Annotated in this window: 19 protein-coding genes; 6 read left to right on the top strand and 13 right to left on the bottom strand. The window is 55.8% G+C overall.

The genetic code is table 11. The features are described 5' to 3' along the window. Nucleotides 1-7 precede the first annotated feature (7 nt). From V2I08_RS10100 to V2I08_RS10070, 7 genes are all read right to left on the bottom strand, one after another. Entirely contained in the window at nucleotides 8-1,981 is a 1,974-nt protein-coding gene (locus V2I08_RS10100; protein WP_349634985.1) for an EAL domain-containing protein, read from the bottom strand. A gap of 337 nt (nucleotides 1,982-2,318) precedes the next feature. After that, nucleotides 2,319-4,097: a CocE/NonD family hydrolase gene (locus V2I08_RS10095; protein WP_349634984.1), complete on the bottom strand. Its 1,779-nt coding sequence runs from the start codon at nucleotides 4,095-4,097 to the stop codon at nucleotides 2,319-2,321. A 41-nt stretch (nucleotides 4,098-4,138) separates the two neighbouring features. Continuing rightward, nucleotides 4,139-5,329, bottom strand: a complete 1,191-nt coding sequence (locus V2I08_RS10090) for a CoA transferase (RefSeq protein ID WP_349634983.1) — start codon at nucleotides 5,327-5,329, stop codon at nucleotides 4,139-4,141. A 4-nt stretch (nucleotides 5,330-5,333) separates the two neighbouring features. Next, complete coding sequence (locus V2I08_RS10085; protein ID WP_349634982.1) at nucleotides 5,334-6,137, bottom strand: enoyl-CoA hydratase; 804 nt, start codon at nucleotides 6,135-6,137, stop codon at nucleotides 5,334-5,336. A gap of 100 nt (nucleotides 6,138-6,237) precedes the next feature. Further along, entirely contained in the window at nucleotides 6,238-6,906 is a 669-nt protein-coding gene (locus V2I08_RS10080; protein WP_349634981.1) for a VOC family protein, read from the bottom strand. A gap of 40 nt (nucleotides 6,907-6,946) precedes the next feature. Then, the gene (locus V2I08_RS10075) at nucleotides 6,947-7,603 is read right to left on the bottom strand and encodes a polysaccharide deacetylase family protein (RefSeq protein ID WP_349634980.1); all 657 of its coding nucleotides are present in this window, start codon (nucleotides 7,601-7,603) and stop codon (nucleotides 6,947-6,949) included. Nucleotides 7,604-7,637: 34 nt separating this feature from the next. Then, nucleotides 7,638-8,399, bottom strand: a complete 762-nt coding sequence (locus V2I08_RS10070) for a fumarylacetoacetate hydrolase family protein (RefSeq protein WP_349634979.1) — start codon at nucleotides 8,397-8,399, stop codon at nucleotides 7,638-7,640. A 443-nt stretch (nucleotides 8,400-8,842) separates the two neighbouring features. On the opposite strand from V2I08_RS10070, the gene V2I08_RS10065 reads away from it, so the two are divergent. Beyond that, complete coding sequence (locus V2I08_RS10065; RefSeq protein WP_349634978.1) at nucleotides 8,843-9,736, top strand: alpha/beta hydrolase; 894 nt, start codon at nucleotides 8,843-8,845, stop codon at nucleotides 9,734-9,736. 57 nt (nucleotides 9,737-9,793) lie between these two features. Next, nucleotides 9,794-10,102 (top strand): DUF1330 domain-containing protein, encoded by a 309-nt coding sequence (locus V2I08_RS10060; protein WP_349634977.1) that lies wholly within the window; start codon nucleotides 9,794-9,796, stop codon nucleotides 10,100-10,102. A 72-nt stretch (nucleotides 10,103-10,174) separates the two neighbouring features. On the opposite strand, the gene V2I08_RS10055 is transcribed toward V2I08_RS10060, so the two are convergent. The 4 genes from V2I08_RS10055 to V2I08_RS10040 all read right to left on the bottom strand — a co-directional run bounded on the left by V2I08_RS10055 (nucleotide 10,175) and on the right by V2I08_RS10040 (nucleotide 15,400). Next, nucleotides 10,175-10,915: an SDR family oxidoreductase gene (locus tag V2I08_RS10055; RefSeq protein WP_349634976.1), complete on the bottom strand. Its 741-nt coding sequence runs from the start codon at nucleotides 10,913-10,915 to the stop codon at nucleotides 10,175-10,177. Nucleotides 10,916-10,938: 23 nt separating this feature from the next. Next, nucleotides 10,939-11,994 (bottom strand): aromatic ring-hydroxylating dioxygenase subunit alpha, encoded by a 1,056-nt coding sequence (locus tag V2I08_RS10050; protein ID WP_349634975.1) that lies wholly within the window; start codon nucleotides 11,992-11,994, stop codon nucleotides 10,939-10,941. A gap of 47 nt (nucleotides 11,995-12,041) precedes the next feature. Beyond that, nucleotides 12,042-13,076: an aromatic ring-hydroxylating dioxygenase subunit alpha gene (locus V2I08_RS10045; protein WP_349634974.1), complete on the bottom strand. Its 1,035-nt coding sequence runs from the start codon at nucleotides 13,074-13,076 to the stop codon at nucleotides 12,042-12,044. 122 nt (nucleotides 13,077-13,198) lie between these two features. After that, nucleotides 13,199-15,400 (bottom strand): TonB-dependent receptor, encoded by a 2,202-nt coding sequence (locus V2I08_RS10040; RefSeq protein WP_349634973.1) that lies wholly within the window; start codon nucleotides 15,398-15,400, stop codon nucleotides 13,199-13,201. A gap of 450 nt (nucleotides 15,401-15,850) precedes the next feature. On the opposite strand from V2I08_RS10040, the gene V2I08_RS10035 reads away from it, so the two are divergent. Next, a complete protein-coding gene (locus tag V2I08_RS10035) occupies nucleotides 15,851-17,035 on the top strand; it encodes an acyl-CoA dehydrogenase family protein (protein WP_349634972.1) in 1,185 nt (394 codons plus the stop codon). 69 nt (nucleotides 17,036-17,104) lie between these two features. Here V2I08_RS10035 and V2I08_RS10030 read toward each other — a convergent pair whose 3' ends face one another. Then, nucleotides 17,105-17,893, bottom strand: coding sequence for an SDR family oxidoreductase (locus tag V2I08_RS10030; RefSeq protein WP_349634971.1), 789 nt, complete (start codon nucleotides 17,891-17,893; stop codon nucleotides 17,105-17,107). A 200-nt stretch (nucleotides 17,894-18,093) separates the two neighbouring features. Between V2I08_RS10030 and V2I08_RS10025 the strand changes: the two genes are divergently transcribed. From V2I08_RS10025 to V2I08_RS10015, 3 genes are all read left to right on the top strand, one after another. Then, nucleotides 18,094-18,501, top strand: coding sequence for a nuclear transport factor 2 family protein (locus V2I08_RS10025; RefSeq protein ID WP_349634970.1), 408 nt, complete (start codon nucleotides 18,094-18,096; stop codon nucleotides 18,499-18,501). Nucleotides 18,502-18,578: 77 nt separating this feature from the next. Further along, a complete protein-coding gene (locus V2I08_RS10020; RefSeq protein WP_349634969.1) occupies nucleotides 18,579-19,283 on the top strand; it encodes a GntR family transcriptional regulator in 705 nt (234 codons plus the stop codon). After that, nucleotides 19,273-20,004 carry a TetR/AcrR family transcriptional regulator gene (locus V2I08_RS10015; RefSeq protein ID WP_349634968.1) on the top strand — a complete coding sequence of 244 codons (732 nt, stop codon included), beginning with the start codon at nucleotides 19,273-19,275 and terminating at the stop codon, nucleotides 20,002-20,004. Before V2I08_RS10020 ends, V2I08_RS10015 begins: the two co-directional genes overlap by 11 nt. A 39-nt stretch (nucleotides 20,005-20,043) precedes the next feature. On the opposite strand, the gene V2I08_RS10010 is transcribed toward V2I08_RS10015, so the two are convergent. Then, entirely contained in the window at nucleotides 20,044-20,247 is a 204-nt protein-coding gene (locus tag V2I08_RS10010; protein WP_349634967.1) for a hypothetical protein, read from the bottom strand. Nucleotides 20,248-20,269 lie beyond the last annotated feature (22 nt).

The following is a 20,269-nucleotide window of genomic DNA, read 5'->3' as shown; positions in this document are numbered from 1 at the left end:
ACGCCCTTCAAACAGATCGCAGGAACTGTGTCTTGCGCGTGCGATTTTGCAAATTGCTCTGATAGACCGTAAAAAGGTCAAGCATGGGCATAGGCCTGCCGAACAGATATCCCTGCAGCTCGTCGCATCCCGATGCGCGCAGTATCTCCGCCTGGTCTTCATATTCGACCCCTTCCGCGACCACACGCATATCAAGCCCGCGCGCCAGGTTGATCGCGCCCATGACCAGCAGGGCTGCCTTGCTGCTAGGCAACAGGCCGATTAGCAAGGATTTATCGATCTTCACATGGCTGAACCCATAAGTTCGCAGATAATGTATGCTCGTAAAGCCTGTGCCAAAATCATCCAGCGCAATGGAAATGCCCAGGGCCTTGAATGCTTTGATGGCGCGTGTGGCATGTTCAGGATGCGACAGAAGATAGCCTTCGGTTATCTCCAACTGTAAGCGGGAAGGCGGAAATTGGGTTTGTTCCAGGACATGCACCACCTCCCGCTCAAAGCCTGGATCGCGAAATTGCGCTGGCGACACGTTAACACTCAGCTTGACGTTGCCCAGCGGTCCGATGTCCCGGCAGGCGCGATCCAGTACGAACAGTCCGAGCGGATGAATTTGCCCGGTTATCTCTGCAATCTCGATGAATTGGTGCGGATCAATCGGTCCGGCGGCGCGCCGTGGCCAACGGACAAGTGCCTCGACAGCTACGATCGCGCCGCTATGGGCATCGACGACCGGCTGATAGAAGACATCAAACTCCTTATTTGCCAATCCTTCGCCGATCTGCGCTTCAATTTCCAGCCGCCGCCGTCGCCCCTGGTCGAACTTCGTGTCGTAAACCGCGATTTCGCCCTTGCCGGACATTTTGACATGGTACATCGCTGTATCGGCACGCCTTAGCAATTCGTGCGAACTGACCATGCCATCGGCATTGCCGGCAATGCCGATGCTGGCTCCCACCTGCAATATGTGACGATCAACCAATATGGGGAGTGAAACCTCCTCGCTGATCCGACGCGCCACATCAATCGCGACGGCAAGGGCACCGGGCGTTTCGATCAGTATCGCGAATTCATCGCCGCCTACGCGCGCCAACATGGTTTGCGGCGGACACAGATCGCGAAGGCGAGCGCTCAAACTACGGATCAGGCAGTCCCCCGCCTCATGTCCATGCGTATCATTAATGTCCTTGAAACCATCAAGGTCGATGAAGATGACGGCCAGTCCGTCGGCTGCGTCGCTGCGCCGATCTTCGACCTTGTCGAGCTGTGCGAGCAATTGGCGTCGATTGGGCAGGTCGCTCAGGGCATCGGTGAATGCGATCCGGCGATTTTCCTCGCTCAACTTTTCGGTTTCCGCTTGTCGGGCGCGTAGATCGCGCTCCGAATGAACGAGCTTAGAAAAATCGCGATTATATCGATGGGTGACGACCATCATTCCGATACCGACAAAGCTTAAAACGATCGCTTCCACCAACATCCGGCCCTGATCGACCCAACTGAAGTAGATTGCGAAAGAAAGGGTGCTTACCGCGGCGACGCGCATCGCTGCTGCTCGCAATGCCATCAAACAAAATACACTGCTAACCTGCGTCAGCGCCAGAAAAAATGTCAGATGCCCACGCGCATAGGCATTGCCGCTGTCATAGATCCAAATGCACCATAATTCGAACGCGAGGGTCATCACCACGGCCAAGGTGCATGTGCGTTTGATATATCCTACGATCTGTTCGTCCGAAAAATGGTGGCCGCCCGCCTGACGCATCCACCACACCGCCCGGATCAGCGCGACCGCACATATAAAGAGCGGCGTAATGAATGTCTTCAACAGCATGTCGGGCCGGAAGAAATCGACCATGATGGCTATCGCATTGAATACCAATATTATATAGAGCAGCGGCATCTGCTTGGAGAATGACTGAAATTGGGCGCGCGCCAATTCCTGGTCATCGGTATCTAGCTTAAAAAGGCCTGCAATCGCTGGCACTATCATCATCCCCTGAAACCTGCGCTAGAACCGCTTATATTTATTATCCATTATCGTGCAGTGCGGTTAATAATAGATGAAATTCCAGATCGATAGATAGATCTAACTAGTATGACGACAGCATAATTTGAGCAGCATGCAGTTGATGATTTTCAATGCGCCATGGTCGGTGCGGACCGATCCCGTCGACCAATGACCGACATCCTCGCTGGCGGAGGGCGGATAAACGCTTCCGATAATGGGTATTTCCAAACGCTGTTGGCTGGCAGTCGCCAAACTGCCAGCCGAGACGTATCCGGCAATCCCCATGCGCCTTGTTCAGATTCCGACCCTCAGCCTATGCGCCGATGGTGTTGGGCAATAGCAGGTGCGATTGATGGTCGCCGCCTGTGTGGATGACGATCTGTCCCTGACGCAACTGGGGGGATTGTGCGTCGCCATAAGGGATGTGCATTGCGTCGCGCGTTTCAATGTTGATGCGCAGTTTTTCGCCCTGCTTGAGTTCCAGTGCGGTAGGCGTCAGGCCTATTCGTAGCATCACGAGTTCGTTCTGCCCCAGCAGCGCGGTGCTGTCATTTTTGAGATAGGGCCTCCCGATGCGGGAACGGTCGGGATCGACAGCGCGGTGCGATGCGCGGATACGGCCCCAGGGGCCTTCGTAGAATAGAATATATTTGAATGGAGTATCGCGCGTGGCAAAGACCTGATCGCGGTTGGCCCGGATGATTGGACTGTCTTCCGGTAGGGTGAGTGCCTGAAATACCGTGCCATCGAGGTTGATCTTCTGCATCCGGATGAACAGGTCGAAGTTGTCAGTCTCAAGGCCTTCGGCATAAAGGACCAGTTCGGGATAGCCGATGATTTCCATGGTTTCAGGCGCGGTAAATTCGAATGCCACGCCTTCACCTTCGGTCGCGGAGAAGGTGATCGAAGCCGGTGAAGCGGACGCATCGGTCGATCCGGTCATGTCCGCAGCGTCCAGATATGCAGCGACATATCTTTCCCGTGCCAGCGGGAAATCGGCTTCGGCACGGTTTTCGACAACGGCATTGTCCGGGCCGGTCGAGAAAACCGAAATCCGTACCTTCGGTGTCTGCTCCCAGCCGTTTTCGCGGTCCTTCAGATAGAAGTCGAAGAACCGTGCAAGATCTTCCTGGTTGGCCGGATCATAGAAATCGGGCCATTCCTGGATTGGATGTACACGCAGCCATTTGTCGGACTTCAGCGCACGGAAAGCATCAAAAGTACCATGGACATGCAGCGGGCTTGAATAGCTGGCAACGACATAGGCAGGCACTTGGATCTGGTCGATCCGCGCTGCATGGTCCTGCCAGTAAGCGTTGAACTGGGGATATTTACGCAGCATCGCCACAATATCCTCAATTCTGCCTTTTCCCGCATTGAGGGTAATGAGATAGTCCATAAAGCCGATATCTGGAACACCGCCCGTGCAGACCACATTGTTGTAGAGGTCGCTCAATCCTTCCCATGGCGCGATCGCTGCAAGGTGCTTCGGCCGCTCCGCTGCGATGAACCATTGCGATGCCGCCAACCATGAATTACCCGCCATGCCGACCTTGCCGCTGCACCAGTCCTGCGTTCCGATCCAGTCAACTACATCGGCACCGTCACACCCTTCCTGTTGCGACCAGCACCACGCATCACCTTCGGAGGTGTAGGTGCCCCGCGCATCGGGATTGACCACAGCATAACCCCTCGCACACCAGACCGCAGGATCCGGTGCTTCCCATTTGTTCAGTTCGCTGACCAGTGAATTGGGAACGCCCATGCGGAAGGGGAAGTCATCAAGATGAAAGCCTCCCAGATTTTTGCCATAGGGGCTCCAGGCCAGAATGGCCGGCACTGGCCCGGAATTAATCGGTCGGAAGACATCGGTGTAGATCGTCGTACCATCGCGCAGTTTGACCGGAACATCGCGTTGAAACAGAATGTCGCATGTGAGCGCTCTGGCACCTTCCCGCATTATCGTTCCGGCTGGAAGGATTGTCTCTGCGGGCGCAAAACCCTGATAGCGAACCCGCAGATCCGAAAGCGGGGTCGATTTACGGAACAGGATTTCGCCGTCAAAGGCTGGCTGGCTAAGGGGCTCTGGCATAGGACTTCCTTGTCGTTCGGCAATATTTATGGTGGCGGACTTCAGACCACGCCCGCAGCGGCAAGTTCGGCGATTGCCTCTGCGGGAAAGCCTGCTTCTGCAAGGATCTGGGATGTATGTTCGCCCAAGGCGGGCGGCGCGCGGCGAAATTGCGCTGGCGTACGGCTCAATGTAATCGGTTGGCCAAGCACCTTCACTTCGCCCAGTTCGGGATGTTCGATCGGCTGTACGATTCCGCTTTCCTTGACCTGAGGGTCTTCAAACATCTCATCCAGCTTATAGATCGGCCCCGCCGGAACCCCCGCGCGGTTGAGAATATCGACCCATTCGGCCGAAGTCCGACGGATGGTGGCGGCGTTGATCGCAATATTCATCGCGTCGCGATTGCGTTCACGCAACCGCGCATCCGCAAAACGGGGATCGCTTGCCAGTTCAGGTGCATCCAGCGCATCGCAAAGCCGCAGGTAGCTGTCGTTGCCCACCGTCGATAGGGTAAAGAATCCGTCCAACGACTGGTAAACGCCGGTCGGGACAATTTGGGGATGATCGTTGCCGCGCTGCTGCGGAATGCGACCGTCCATCAGCCAGCTCATCGCCTGATAATCGAGCATCATGATCTGCGATGACAGCAGGTTGGTTTGCACCCACTGCCCTTTGCCCGATCGCTCGCGTTCGACCAGTGCAATGAACGTGCCCATCGCTGCGAAGATTCCCGCACAAAGGTCCGCCGGCGAAATGCCAACGCGCAAAGGGCCACGGTCCTCATAGCCGGTCAACCACATCAGCCCGCCCATCCCTTGGGCAATAAGGTCGAAACCTGGACGGGTGCGATAAGGTCCTGATTCGCCGAAGGCCGAGATCGACGTGTAAATCAGGCGCGGGTTTACCGCTGCAAGGCTCTCATAATCGATACCGAGCCGAAACTTGACGTCGGGCCTGAAATTTTCGACCAGAATGTCGGCCGTTTTTACCAGTTCCTTCAGTACCGCGACGCCTTCAGGACGTTTCAGATCAAGTGTCATGCCGCGCTTGTTGCGTTGCGCGTTCACATAATCCGAAGAATGGCGATTGTCGCCCATCGGATCGCCACCGCCATCGGTGCGTTCGATCTTGATAACGTCTGCGCCGAAATCGCCAAAGAATTTGACGCAGGTCGGCCCGGCGCGGACACGGGAAAGATCGAGCACACGGAGATGGGAAAGGGGCAGGGGGGATTGGGACAGGTCACTCATTACATCACTTTCCGGTAAAGATTGGCTGTCGCTTTTCACCAAATGCCCGCACGCCTTCGGCATAGTCATCGCTCGCAAAACAGGCGGTCGCCAGTTCCGCGCTGTGAACAAGATCATCCACCGCCCCCCCCGGCCGGAGACTGCGGATCGCATATTTCACTGCGGATATGGTAAGAGGGGCATTGCCCGCGATGCGCGCAGTATAGTCGGAGACCTGGGCTGCAAAATCGTCGCAAGGAAGGACGCGATTGACCAGTCCCATGGCCAGCGCCTGCCCGGCATCGTAGCGCGCTGCGCTAGCGATCATATCCATTGCGTTTGCCGCACCCACCGCATCCATCAGGCGGCGCACATGGGCAACACCATAGCCCAGGCCCAGCCGGGCAGCCGGTATGGCAAATTGCGCCGATGCAGAAGCGAGGCGAATATCACAACATAGGGCCAAGGCCATGCCACCGCCAATGCAATATCCTGATATCATCGCCACCGTCGGTTGCGGCAAATTGGCAAGTCGCAGCATCGCCTCGTCGGCTGCCTCGTCATAGGCGGCCACGGCAGCGGATTCGCGGCGATTGGCACCGAACTCGGAAATGTCCGCGCCAGCAACAAACGCCTCTTCGCCTTCGCCGCGTACAATCACGCAGCGTATGTCATCGTCAATACTGGCAACCGCGGCACCTAATTCCCGCCACATTGAAAGCGAAACAGCGTTGCGCTTGGCCGGATTATGTATCCGTATCCACGCGACCTGACCGGAACGTTCAAGCAATATCCTTCCCTGCAACTCGTTGGCCTCTCTCTTTTTCATGTTCCGTGACGCAGTGGACAGACTGATGCGTTCACGCCTTCACCCACGACCGGGGGCAGGGCTATATTGCCCCCGGCTATACATGGTGACCAACCGCTGTTCAGCGGGCGAGCAGTTCCCGCGCACGCCAATTGTCGGGCGATACGATTTCGAGCAAATCTTCAGGCGACGAACTTGGGATTACCGACGTGGGTATCTCGCGCAGTTCGTTGTTGATCGAATAGTCGCCGTCGAGCCATTTCTGCAATTCTGCATCGGCCTTCTCGGCCGCCTCTTCGGCGATCTCCAGCCCGTTCACGGGATCAGCGGTCAGTTCAACAAGCAGCCCGTTGGGATCGCGCGTGTAGATTGAATAGCAATATCCATGGTCCATCACCGCATGCTTGTACCCTGCCTCACGCAGGCGATCGCGTAATATGATAAGGTCTTCCACCGAGCCGACGTGAAGCGAGATATGATGATCATAGGCGTCCTGTGGCACCAGCGGCGGCTTCTCCCGCTCACCCGGCTTGAACAGGAAGAAGGCCATCGCACTTCCATCGCCGAGTTCAAAGAAACAGTGTAGATAGGGAGAATTCTTGCCCTTGATCGGATCAAAGCCTTCCTTCCAGGTGCCGACCAACGGCATTTCCAAGATTCCTTCATAGAAGGCGCGGGTTGCTTCCATATCCATCGTTCGCAGTGCGTGATGATGCAGGCGGCGAACCTTGTTTTTGGCATGGCGTGCCTGACGCACGTCCTGCGGATTGGCGAGGGTTTCTATCGACATCTCGTGGGACCTTTCTTTAAGCGGTTTGAATATTGGAGGATCAGGCGTTGGCCGTGGCTGCATCGCGCAGCGCCTTGCCGAGGATAGTGGTGCTGCCTCCACGCATGGCGACACAATCATCGGGAAACTCCTGCGTGAATTGAGCACCTTGCGCTTTGAGTTCCTGGATGAACCTGTCGACGTGGCGCATGGCCGCGGGATAGACATCGTGCAGCACGACGACCGACCATGGGCGTTGCGACATATCGGCCAGGGTAGGTTCGAGCCAGGATTCTTCCCTTTCCCATTCGCGGGTCAGGCAGTTCCACAACAGACAGTCGTACCGTTCAGCAGATAAATACGACCAGGTTTCATTGCTGAACAGATGTGGTCCAATCATCCCCTTCTTGCCTACCGGCCGGAATAAGCGCGGTTGGCTGGCGAAGGGAGCGAGGATCGCAGCCGTATCTGTGATCTCCCGCAATGCCGCTTGCTGGTCGGCCATGAGCCCCAAGGCTTCATTATGAGAGTAGGTATGATTGCCGATCAGGTGTCCGCAGCCAGCGGTTTCCTGTGCCAGCGCCACATTATTGTTATCGGCCAGTTGCGAACCGAGTAGGAAAAAGGTCGCCTTGACCGCGTGCTTTTCTAGCGTGTCGAGGACGATCGGCGTACCGACGGGATGGGGTCCATTGTCGAAGGTCAGCGTTACTTTCACGATCGTTCCATTCACCTGCGGCCGTTCGCGAGGCTCAGGCCTCTACGGTCACCATCTTTGGTTTGGATATAACAGCTTCGCGACGGAAGCGCAGAAGCTGACGCCCAATCTGGGGAATTTCCCCTTCGATCACGTCGCCATCCTTCAGATAGCGGTTATGTAGTTTGGCGTTGCCCGATGGAGAACCTGTCGAGATGAGGTCTCCGGGATAGAGAATGGTCCGCGATGACGCGAACTCTATCAGCTTGGCGACGGAATCGATCATATCCTCTGCCCCTTCGTCCTGCATGATCTGGCCATTTAGCCGAAGGGTGAGGTGAAGCTTCTGCGGATCTGGCACGAAGCGGCTGGGCAGGATGAACGGGCCGATCGGATTGAAGCCAGGGCCGCTCTTTCCGCCGAAGAAGTCATGAAGCCCAGGCTGCACATCGTCACGCGGCATCAGGTCGCGGGCGCTTATATCATTTCCGATGGTGTAACCCGCCACATAGTCCAGCGCCTCCGAGCGGTCCACGCGCCATGCCTTGCGCCCGATTACCGCAACCAGTTCGATTTCCCAGTCAAGCATCTCGACGCCGTGGGGAATTTCGATGTCCGCCTCGGCGGTCGTAATCGCTCCCACGGGCTTTGAAAACATGAAGGAGAGACCATCCTTGGCCCGCTTGTCGAGACGATCGGCCCAGCCAGCGCGCTCTTCTTCGTCTTGGAAAAAATCCAGGACATGCTTGCGATAGTTCATCCCTGCACAGATCAGGTTGCGCGGATGAAGCGGCACACAGACATCCAATTGCGCCAACGGGACCAAGGGCAAGGCTTCCGAAGAAGCCGCGATGGCTTCGACAATTGCGTCGAGCGCCGCTTTGTTGCGGTCCCAATGTGCGATCAACGTATCGAGCGTCTCCGCTCCCCCAAGCCCCGGCAATTGCGGCGTGACATGATCAGCCATGTGCAGCGACAATACCCTATCATCGGGAAAGAGGATGCCGCCAAAAGGGGCGCAACCGGCCACCGAGAATGCGCCTAGCCGATAGATCGGACGATTCATCGATTTTCCTTATTTATTATCAAATTTCCTCGCGAATTGCCTAATGAATACCAGACATATCGGCATATTAAAAGATCGATTTTATATTTTCATGTGATTGACAAATTGGTCCCGGCCCGTAGTTGGGTTACAAATGTCGCACGCGCCGGGAATGGCACTGGAGCCGTCCGGAGCGGCTTCGACTGGAGAGAGCCGTGCCCTATATCAACAGCAACGGGGTGAACCTGTATTTCGAGGAAACCGGGGCAGGCGACGCCGTGCTCTTCATCCACGAATTCGCTGCAGATTATCGCACCTGGGAACAGCAGGTGCGGAGGTTTTCCCGCGATTACCGCTGTATTACCTTCAATGCTCGCGGCTATCCGCCTTCGGACGTGCCCGCCGACGACTCTGACTATACTTATCAGATGCAGCGCGATGACATTCTTGCCATCCTGGATCATCTGGGCATCGGGAGCGCCCATCTTGTCGGCCTGAGCATGGGGGCCTATGCAGGGTTGCAGTTCGCCTTATCCTTTCCCGACCGGGTTCGCTCCCTTGTCTTTTGCAGCGGCGGATCTGGCGCTGCCCCCGGAGGCCGCGACACTTTTGTGCAAGACACGATCGCTGGAGCCAATCGGATGGAGGCGGAAGGGATGGTCGCTGGTGCCGAAGGGCTGGCGCTCGGTGCCACCAGAATTCAACTGCTCAATAAGGACCCGCGCGGATGGGCGGAGTTTCGTCAATATCTGGCAGAGCATTCGGCCTATGGCTCGGCGCAAACCTTGAGAAACGGCCAGGCTCTACGCCCTAGCCTCCACGATTTCGAGGAAGAATTGGCCGCGCTCGACGTCCCTGTGCTTCTGGCTGTCGGAGACGAGGATGATCCCGTGATCGAGACAAATATCTTTCTCAAGCGGACCCTGCCGCGTGCCGGCCTGTGGATCGAGCCGCGCACGGGACATGGCCTAAACCTTGAGGAGCCGGGAGAATTTAACCGCAGGGTGGCGGCGTTCTTCAGTGCGGTCGAGCGCGATCGTTGGCTGCCCCGTGATCCGCGAGCTGCACCAGGGCGTTCCGTGTTCATGGGAGACCAAGATGGGAATTGACCGAGGTTTGCTCTGCTTCGTCTCGTCCCAACCGCATGTCTTTGCAGGAGCTAAATAATGACCGCATATCTTATCATGGAAATTGACGCTGTTGACGATGTCGAGCAATTTGCTCTCTATCGTGAAGCGGCGGAACCCCTTGTGGCGCAATGGGGCGGACGCTTTCTTGCACGGGTGGCTCCGGCCCTTGCGCTCGAAGGCGAATGGAAGCGCGTGGCGGTAACCGAATTTCCAAATTGGGAAGCCGCAAAAGGCATGTATGAAAGTGCCGAATATCAATCCATAGCGAAAATCCGTCAGAGTGTGTCAACTTCACGGTTGCTGCTCATCGGGTCGCCGGACGAAAAACCGGCTACCGTCGCGTAAGGCATGGGCGCCGGAATATCGATTTTTGTAAGGGGCGCGATGGCCTTATAGTTGCCATTGCGCCTCAACACATCAGGAATAGGCAATGCCGCCATCGGCAAAGATTGTCTGACCCGTAACGAACTCGGCATCGTCACTGGTCAGAAATAACATAAGCCCGACAATATCCGCAGGCTCTGCCACTCGCTTTATCGCCTGCATGTTTGCGGCCATGTCCAGCATATGTGCTGCACCATATTCCATGACGCCTTTGGTGCGCGTCAGGGAGGGGCTAACGGCATTCACCGTAATCCCGAAGCGCCCCAGATCCGCAGCCATGCCGCGCGTCAGCCCGATACTGCCCATCTTGCTGGCCTTATAGGCGGTCAGATCGTCTCCGGGAACCTGCACGGAGTTGGATGTGAGATTTACAATACGGCCCCAATTTCCCGTCTTCATCGACGGAACCATGGCCTTGGACATGAGGAATTGGGAGTTGAGGTTGATAGACAGGACTCGTTGCCACTCCTCGAAGGTAAGATCATCAAATGAGCGGGCAGGAAATATGCCGGCATTGTTGATCAGGATGTCGCAATTACCCAACTTTGCCAGGATCGTTTTGCATACATCTCCGACTTCGTTCGGTGCCGACACGTCGCCATTCAGCCCAAGCCATTGCCCTCCTGCGGCTTCGACGAGGCGAGCTGTTTCGTCAGATTGGGCTATGTCAATACCAACGACCTTGGCACCACGTCTGGCCAGTCCGACGGCAACAGCCTGTCCGATCCCTGCCGCTGCCCCGGTGACAACAGCGACGCGGTCCTTGTGCGTCATGAGCTGATTATTGTTCCCAGTCATCAGCGCGTGATTTCAAGCAGAGATTTTTCTGATGCCATCAATTCCTCAAGCATTCGCCGCCCTTTGACGAGCGTCGCATCGGAGCGAAACAGCAATTCGCGCGGCGTGGACGTGGCTTGAAGATGCCTTTCCACTTCCTCCGCAGCAAACATGTCTTCGTCCAGCGTGGCGGAGACAGCGGCGCGAAACATCGTGCTGGCATTTTTATCCTCGACGCCAAAGTCGCGTGACGTCGCTACGAAATAGTGGCATGCGTGCTTGCGCGCAGGGGTGACGGCATGGAATACGTTCAACTGGCCGACATGTGCCCCGTTGCCTTGCGACGCGGGCTGCGTGAACAGGTCATAACCGACATGCAGGGCGGGCATCTGCCATTTCATTCCGAACCGGCGATCCACCATCTGATCGCCTAAGAACAACTGGAAAGCGGGCGGCACGGATGTATCGGGCAAGTAGCGATCGCTTTTTATCCAGCCATCGCCTGAGGTAACCTCTTCCTTCACACGGCCCACGCCTGCCTCGCCGATCGTGGATGCGTGCAACACTTCGACGTGAGTGAGGTCGAGGAGATTGTCGTTGATAAGTTGGTAGCGTGCGTTGATTTCGGCATGGCGGGCCGGTTCCGCGAGGTACGCAGGGTCGGTCAACTTGATGTCGAAATGGTCTGGAATCAGACTTTCGTCTGCCAGTGCCGGATCGCCCGGCCAGATCCAGACCCATTCCCACCGTTCGGCAACCGCATAGGACTTGATCCGGCAGCTCGACGGAATGTGATCGAGAAACGGTGCCGCGACGCATGAACCGTCGGGTGCGAATTCGAGACCATGATATCCGCAACGAATATTGTTGCCGTTCAGCTTGCTCTTCCCAAGCGGAAAGAGATGATGCGGGCACCGTCCATCGACTGCAACACATTGACCATCTTCGGTGCGGTACATGGCTACGGGTTCGTCGAGTATCCAGCGTTCGAACGGCGTGGTCGTGAGCTCGTTTGACCAGGCGGCAATGTACCAGCGGTTCAAAGGGGCGAAATGATCATCCTTGAATGGAAACATTTAGCTAATCCCGAAGGAGAAGGAGCAATATCCGTGAAAGCCGAACATCACTCGGCCGCTGCGGCTGTAAGATCGCCAGCATGTTCGGCAGCGACGATCTTGTCCAGTTTGCGCCGCGCCCGCACAGCGCCGTTATCAATGGCGAGCAAGGCAGGCCGAAGGGACCAAAACTCGGCCGTACCCATGCGTTCCTGCTGCGCCTCGATCATCGGCTTGTCTTCGTTGTAGAATGCCTGATAAGTGAGTTTCTTGACCGCTTCAGTGACGTCCGTGTTCTCAAGATCCGTAATTCGCGTAACAGCGAAGAAATAGTGGCTGGTGGTATCTGTTTCGGGCGTCATGGAATGAAAGGCGCGGGTCATTTCCAGAAATTCATCGCTACCCGGCATTTTTGCGCCGCCGTCGAGAATGAGCAGCCCTGCTGGTCGCCAAGAACAATGAAGATACTGATCAACAAGCGAATATTCCGACATCGCGGCGCGGGTCAGGCCATTTGGCTCGACATTTTTAGCCGTCCAGGTCACTTCCACGCCCTCGTCAAGCTCCCTGGCCTCCATCTTGAAGCCAGGCTGGATGCCTCCCAAGGATTCCAGATGCAGTGAATTAGCGTGGCTGAGGTCGAGGATATTGTCGCTCAACAACTGAAAATTGGCCTTCGTGGGCATATACCCACGAAATTTGGCGGTTTCCGGCGTATTATCCAGAAAGGACAGGTCCCGAATTTTTGCTGGATCGGCAAGTTCGGCATTGCCCGGCCAGACCCAAATGGCTTCATGGCGCTCTGCGACGGGGAAGGCTCTGGTTCCTACCTTTGGCGTTGGCCCGTGCAAATTGTTTATGCACTTTCCCGATCCGTTGAAGGCAAGGCCGTGATAGCCACAGCTTATGATGCCGTCTTCGACCTTTCCGCGCGACAAAGGCGCGAAGCGGTGGGGGCAGACATCATGCAATGCGGCAACATTACCGTTTTCATCGCGGAAAAGGACAAGGGGCACACCAGCGATGGTTCGCGCAAGCGGTTTGTCGTTGACGATCTCCTCAGCCCAAGCTGCCTGATACCAAATATTCATCGGGAAATTCATCTTTGCTCTCCGTCTCATTTCCGCGCCGGCCTGAATTGATCTGGGCGGAGCGCTTCCAATACACTGGATAATGGAGCGGCAGTTGACGAGGTCACCCGCCACTCCATTGATAATCTGCTCCCTTAAAACTTCGTCCCGACGGTCACTCCATATGTGCGTGGAGGCGCATAACTGGCAAAACTACCGTAAATTGCCGCAGTCTGAAGCACGAGGACCTCCTCATTCGCCAGGTTCTTGCCCCAGATCTTGACCGAAACCTGGCCGTCGTTCATTGACCATCCAAGCGATGCATTGACGGTATGGTAGGCCCGCTGGCGGCGACGATTGTCAGCGTCTGTATAAAAGCCATCATTGTAGCTCCAGTCACCATGCAGCACGATCTCCTGATCATTGGCCAACTCGAACCTATAGTTTGCGCCAAGGCTGGAACTGAAGTCACTGGTGAAGGGCAGGCGATTCCCGGCCGCTTCCCCAAATGTGATCACGTTGCCGCCGGTGGCGATCGGCGTTGCGACAAGCGCGCCAGGGAAGCTGCCAAAGCGATCGTGTAGGTAGGTTGCGCCGAATGTCACACGCAAGGCGTTGGTGATGGCTGCCTCGCCATCCAGTTCCAACCCCCAAACCTTGGCTGACGGTCCGTTTATGACTGCCAGAGCACCGCCGGCGGTTGGGAAGGGGACCTGGATGTTGGAATATTTATAATAGAATAAGGAGGGATTGAGACGAACTTTCCGGTTGAAGAATGTCGCCTTCATGCCAATTTCGAAGGCATCAATCGTTTCAGGCAGAAACGCTGGTTCCAGCGGCGTGCCGGGGTTGAAGCCGCCAGACTTGAACCCCCGATTGTAGGAAGCATAGGCCATGACGTCAGGATTGAAACTGTGGTCGATGCTGGCACGCCACGTCAGCTTGCTGAAATTCTTCTGCTGATCCTTGTCGCCGGGCGGTAATAACGAACCAAGGGGGATGGCACCGGCAAATCCGAACTGATCGGAGTCGACCAGTTTACGCTCGTCATGCGTATAGCGAAGGCCGCCAGTCAGATTGGTGTTTTCACCAAGCGGGACCGTAACTTGGGCATAGGCTGCCAGCGATTGGGTTTTCTGGTTACCCGTGGTGTCAATCTGCGTGATCGGGAAGAAGGGCGAATCAGGACCCTGCAGTGCGCTTTCGATGATCAGGCTCGACGGGGCGAATTCCGACTCTGCCGTAAAATAATAGCCGCCTAGAACCCATTTTATCGTGTTTGCGGGATCGGATTGCAGTTGCAGTTCCTGGCTGAACTGGCTGTCTCTTTGCAACTGGGCGAGACTGAGGGCGGGCGTCGATGTCATATCGAAATCGAACAGAGTGAAATATTTGGACTTCCGATAGGCGGTGATGCTGGCAAGGCTGACGCCGCCCAGATCTTGATTGACCCGTAACGTAACGCCGCCGCCTTTAAATTCATATCGGTTGGCCGCATTGACGTTCTGGTCCCATACCGAACCCCCGGTGGGCGGTCCGAAAAGCGGACTGGTGCTGGTAAAGTCGCGCACGCCGGGATAGTTGCCGGCATTCTCGGAATAGTCGCCGCTCAGGCGGATTTCGGTATTGTCGCCGGGAGTCCATAACAGCTTGCTGCGCAGATTGAACTGATGGTCGACCTTGTTGGCATCGCTTCCGTCGAACAGGTTGGTGCCGTAGCCATCGCCCTGATGCAGTCCGGTTGCGGCGAAATCGATCGCCATATCTTCGGTCAGGCCTGACGTCAGATAAAGGCTGCCGGAAACAATATCATAGTTTCCATAGCTGATGCTCGCTTCGCCGCCGGCAACATGAGAAGGGTCTTTGGTGATCACATTGATCAGACCACCTGTTGCGTTCCGACCGAAGAGCGTTCCCTGAGGCCCCTTGAGCACCTCAATGCGCTCGACATTGTTAAAGCTGAACACGGCAGCCGGTGACGCGGCGATGTAGACATTGTCGATATAGCTTGCGACGGCGCTTTCAATGCCCGGCCCGGTCGAAGTCGAGCCAATTCCGCGCAGTCGAGGCAAAAAATAGCCCAAGGCATCGTTTGTCTGCAAAGAGGGTGTGGCGACCGCAAGGTCTTTGGCGTCGCGTATGCCGCTCGCCGCGAGCTGGGTGGCACCCAGCGCGGTAATTGCAATGGGAACCTTTTGTGAACTTTCAGATCGCCGCTGTGCAGTAACGATGATTTCGCCAATCTCTCCACTTGCAATCTGGCCCGCATCCGTCGCCTGCGCATAGGCGCCTCCGGAGGCACCCATTAAAACCAGCGATAGAAGTGGCAGCTTTGCAAGAGTTTTGGTTTTCGGCATCCGTTTTCTCCCTGAATTATCGCCTTTTTAAATGGCGTCTGGACCCTGCTGGTGGGGCAATGCTTATGCAAAGTCCGCCGAGCACAGCTTGGCAAAAGGTTCGTTTAGATCGTTGCTAACACCACTTCACATATCAGGGTGCATATTTTGAGTAAAGATCGATTTTTATCGAAGCCCTGATCCTTGACATCGCTTGGCGATTATCGAGCACTGGCAATTGTCGTAGCGCCTTCATCTTTTCCCGAAATGTAGGGGATTCCTGGTAGACAGATGGGCAAATTTGTGTCGCGCAATCACCGTTTCGGGCCAGAGATTGTGCCCATCGCGCATTGGGAAATGCATCATTTTTTCGACCAAATCGATTTTGCCTTGTCAGGGCCACTCAGGATAAATATACAAATGTGTCATTATACCCCGCCGCTCATGGCGGGTTGACGAGAGGACAAGCTCATGGCTGACAAAGCGACAGATATTTGGGGCAATAATGTAGAGGAGGCCGCACGTCAGATTGCGCCTGCTCTCGCCGCAACCGCCCGCGCCGCTGAAATCGACCGACGAGTTTCCGATCAGGCTATTTGCGCACTGAGGGACCAAGGCCTGTTGCGGATGCTACAACCCCGGCGCTTTGGAGGCCGCTCGACCAGCATGCGCGCATTTACCCGGTCACTGGCTGAACTGGCAGGATCATGCGCTTCGACTGCTTGGATTGCGTCCGTGGCCAATCACAGTGCATGGATGATTACAAGGTTTCCAGCGGCAGTTGCCGAGCATGTGTGGTCGGAAAACCGCGATGCAATCGTGTGCGGCGTGTTCCAGGACCTTGGTCGGGTAACGGTGCATGATGGCGGGATGTTACTCACTGGAAAATGGCCGTTCTGCTCAGGTTCGCACCATGCAGACTGGCTGTTGCTCGGATATCGCGACCCGGAAAAAGACGGAGCGGAAGCGGCCCGACTTGCATTGGTTCCCAGAAACATGGTGCAGATTGAGGATAGTTGGCACGTTTCCGGCCTAAAGGGCACGGGGAGCAACACCGTCGTTGCTGAACAGGTTTTTGTGCCTCGCGAGCACACGATCGCCATGGTCGAAGCGCTTGGTCAGGTTGCAACGCGCCAGTTTCCAGACGAAGCCATATTTGGAGTGCCCCCGCAATTGCTGTTCAATACGCTGGCCGCAGGGCCGATGCTGGGTGTGGCCAAGGCCGCATTGAACCGGGTGATTGCATCCATCAGCAACCGCTCAATCTATACGACAATTTACACGGATGCATCCGAGGCACCCACCATCCATATCCAGCTTGGTGAGGCTGCCAGCCTTGTTGACGCTGCGGAAATGCATGCCATGCGCCTGTCCGACGAAGCTGATCGCTTCGGCGCATCTGGAATATGGCCGACGGCCGTGGAGAGGGCGCGAGCGCGCATGGACAATTCCATGGTCGCACAATTTGTCGCGCGGGCATTGGAACTACTCATAAACGTAAATGGCGCATCCAGCTTCGCAGAAGCGAATCCGCTCCAGCGCATCCAGCGCGATTTCGAGATTATGCGCCGTCATGCCAGTGTCGCAACAGAATTGAGCAAAGAACATTATGGACGCACGCTGCTCGGCAAGCCGGGTGTGATTCTGATTGCCTGATGCCGGCTAGGCCCGCCTTTCAGGGCGGGTTCAGCCCACTTCCAAAGCTGGTGATGAATAGGCGTCGGACTACACGATGCTACGTGTAAATCCGCCATCCACGTTGATATTTGTTCCGGTGATGTAACTGGCGCGTTCGGACGCCAGGAACACGACCATGCTACCTATTTCTGCCGGATCGGCGGGTCGGCCAAGCGGAATGTCGCGTACGCTCGCTGCCTCTGCCTCATCGTACGTCATGCCCGAATTTATCATGGCGCTCAGCATCGCATCATGGCGGTGGGTGGCAGTCATGCCGGGGCTTACGGCGTTGACCCTGATGCCATCGGCAGCAAGCTCATTGGACAATGCCTTGGTAAAGCTTAGTAACGCACCACCTGCCAATGCCCCCGAAAATGCGCCGGCGACAGGCTGTGCGCCGGTCACGCCAACTACATTGATGATGACGCCGGCCCTGTGATCGCGCATTACCGGGAGGACAGCGCGAACCGTATCCAGATAGCCGAAGAGTTTGACCGCCATCCCATCCGCTATCTGCTCTGCGGATATGCTCAGGAAGGAGCCACCGCGCGTTCCGCTGGCATTGTTGATCAGAACATCGATTTTTCCATAATGGGCTGTTGTCGCAGCAACCCAATTCTCAATCTGCCTCTTGTCCGCAAGATCGGCGGCATATACGAGCGGGCTGGATCCAAATTCATGTGCAATCAGCCGCGATGCTTCTTCAAGATTTGCTGAATTTCGTGAGCAAAGCGAGAGCAAAGCCCCTTCCGCCGCAAACAATCGTGCTATGGCCAATCCCAAGCCATTTGCGCCGCCGGAAATCATGACTATTTTTCCGTTCAATCCCAGATCCATGGATTTCCGTCCTTTGCTACAATATTGAGATTTCGGTCTGGTGCCAAGCCTGTGCCTGCCGATCACTGAGGCACTTATTAAGCAAGGATGATAGGCATGCCAAGAAAAATCGATCTTCCATAAATCGCGCATAGCTGCTAGATGCAAGGTTCAAGACGGTTTTCTCAACAGCACCGCACAGGCTTGCGCCGGGAGATAGAATGGACGAGGCGAAAAGGGCGGGTATCGAAGCGGATTGCCTGCGATTATGTCGGCTGTTTTTTGTGTTGAGTGACAGGGGAGAAGCCGAAGGTTATGCAAATCTCTACATCGAAGACGGTACGTTCGAGCGGCCGGGTCTTTCGGTACGCGGACGTGAACAAGTTGCCGCGGCTATTCGCGCACGTCCCGCGCATCTCGTCATGCGGCACCTGGGCATCACCGCATTGATCGATGTCATCAGCGAGGATGAAGCGAAAGGCATGGGTAGCCATATGTTGCTTATGTATGATCGGTTGACGGGCCGTGCCGAGCCACCACAGGTCGGCGACTTTGTTGATAGCTATGTGCGCACTGAACAGGGCTGGCGCATTGCTTCGCGCGTGGTTAATAGTGCTTTTTCGAGCTGATTGCATTTTTAGGCGATGCGCTTTCTCTGGAGGCTACGAAATCGCACATCGTCAAAGATTGGTAGCGGGTCGGCGAAATGATTGACATGGATTTGATAGTCACTGACAGGCTTGAGCCTGATGCAAGAAGTCTGACTTCGCGAATATATCAGGAACTGCGCAAGGAGATCTTGCAATGCAAGCTTCCGCCAGGCGAGAAATTGCGGATCAGCACCATCAAAGACCGTTTTGACTCCAGCCTTAGCTCTGTTCGCGAAGCGATGACACGCCTTGCCGCCGAGGGATGGCTCGTCAGCCGCGACCAGCGCGGTTTTACCGTTGCTGGTGTTTCACGCGACGATCTCGTCGATCTGTTCCGCACTCGTGCGCAAATCGAATGCCTCGCCCTCGGTCAGGCGCTATCCTTTGCGGACAAGCATTGGGAAGCAGATGTCAGCATGGCATATGGCGACCTGGTGAGAAATCAGGGGGCGTCCGAAAATTACTGGTTGGCTGAACATTGGGTCTCTTCGCATGATCGGTTTCATAAAGCCCTGATAAGTGGATGTAAATCTCCAGCACTGATCGCCATTGTGGAGCAGCTTTCTATTCGCAGCCAACGCTACCGCCATCTTTCCACCACTTTACCCTCTCATCGTGACGGCAGTGCCGAACATCGTGCCCTTTTTGAATCGGTTCTCGCACGGGACTGCGATCGGGCACAGACAATCTTGTCGTCGCATTATGAGATGACGGCGCAAATTCTGGCTGACGGTAGCAGTGTTCTCATCAATGGTGGGTGATCCAGCCTCCGCGCGGGCTGGCATATCCATCGTCGCTCTTGATGAGGAAGGCACGCAGCACGAGCATGTCGCTAAAGCAGGGGACGACCCGCGCACAATCGCGGCACGCAAGCGTCGCTTCATCATGCGGGAAAGGCTGATCAATGCAGTCCTGGCGGTTTGCGCGGAGAAGCAGCACCTGCCATTCGTGGTCGATGATGTAATCGCGCAAGCGGGTGTATCGCGAGGCACATTTTACAAATATTTTGACTCGTTGGAACAGTTGATCACCTTGGTTGGTGACCGTTTGGCAGAGCGATTCACGCGCCAGAGCATCATCGTTTCGGAAGGAATCAGGCAGCCTATCTTGCGCACAGCAATTGGGCTTTATCGTTTGTTGGAACAGGCGAGAATCGATCGAAGCTGGGGTGCGTTCGTCAGCCGAATGTCGCTCGCGACGAACGATAATTTCATTTGGACCTTTGCAGCCGATGAATATGCGAGGGGCAGAGAGGCAGGGGACTATAGTTTTGCTAATATTGATGCTGTTGCGGACGTAACATTTGGAGCGATCGTGTCGACAATTCGCAGGGTCAGTATCGGTGGGTGCGATCGTCCCTATATCGAGGCTGCTATATTTCACATCTTGCTGTCAATCGGCGGCACGCCATCGGCTGCTCGCGAAGCCGTCGCTTTTGCGGCATCCCTGGTTTCAATTTCCGACAAAGATTGTCTCTCATAAGTGGTTGATATATGACGGAGGTACGGTTTTGACGGACTGTCACGCTTTCATATTGCAAACGCTTTGGTTGCCCCAACCGGGCTGCACGTCGACATAGTGGCGATGGGCCTGATTGTACGGCTGCATGGCGCGGGCTGCTACAGCAATCGATCGACCATCGCAGCGATAATGTTCCCCCCATCTGTTCTGCGCCATCTTGACCGCCGCTAAAGCAGGGGAAAATAGAATGTTATATTGTTTCATTGACATCGGCTGTCCGGCCGGG

Source organism: Sphingobium sp. MK2 (genome assembly GCF_040170545.1).
Lineage (GTDB): Bacteria > Pseudomonadota > Alphaproteobacteria > Sphingomonadales > Sphingomonadaceae > Sphingobium.
This window is presented reverse-complemented; position numbering and strand designations above follow the sequence as displayed.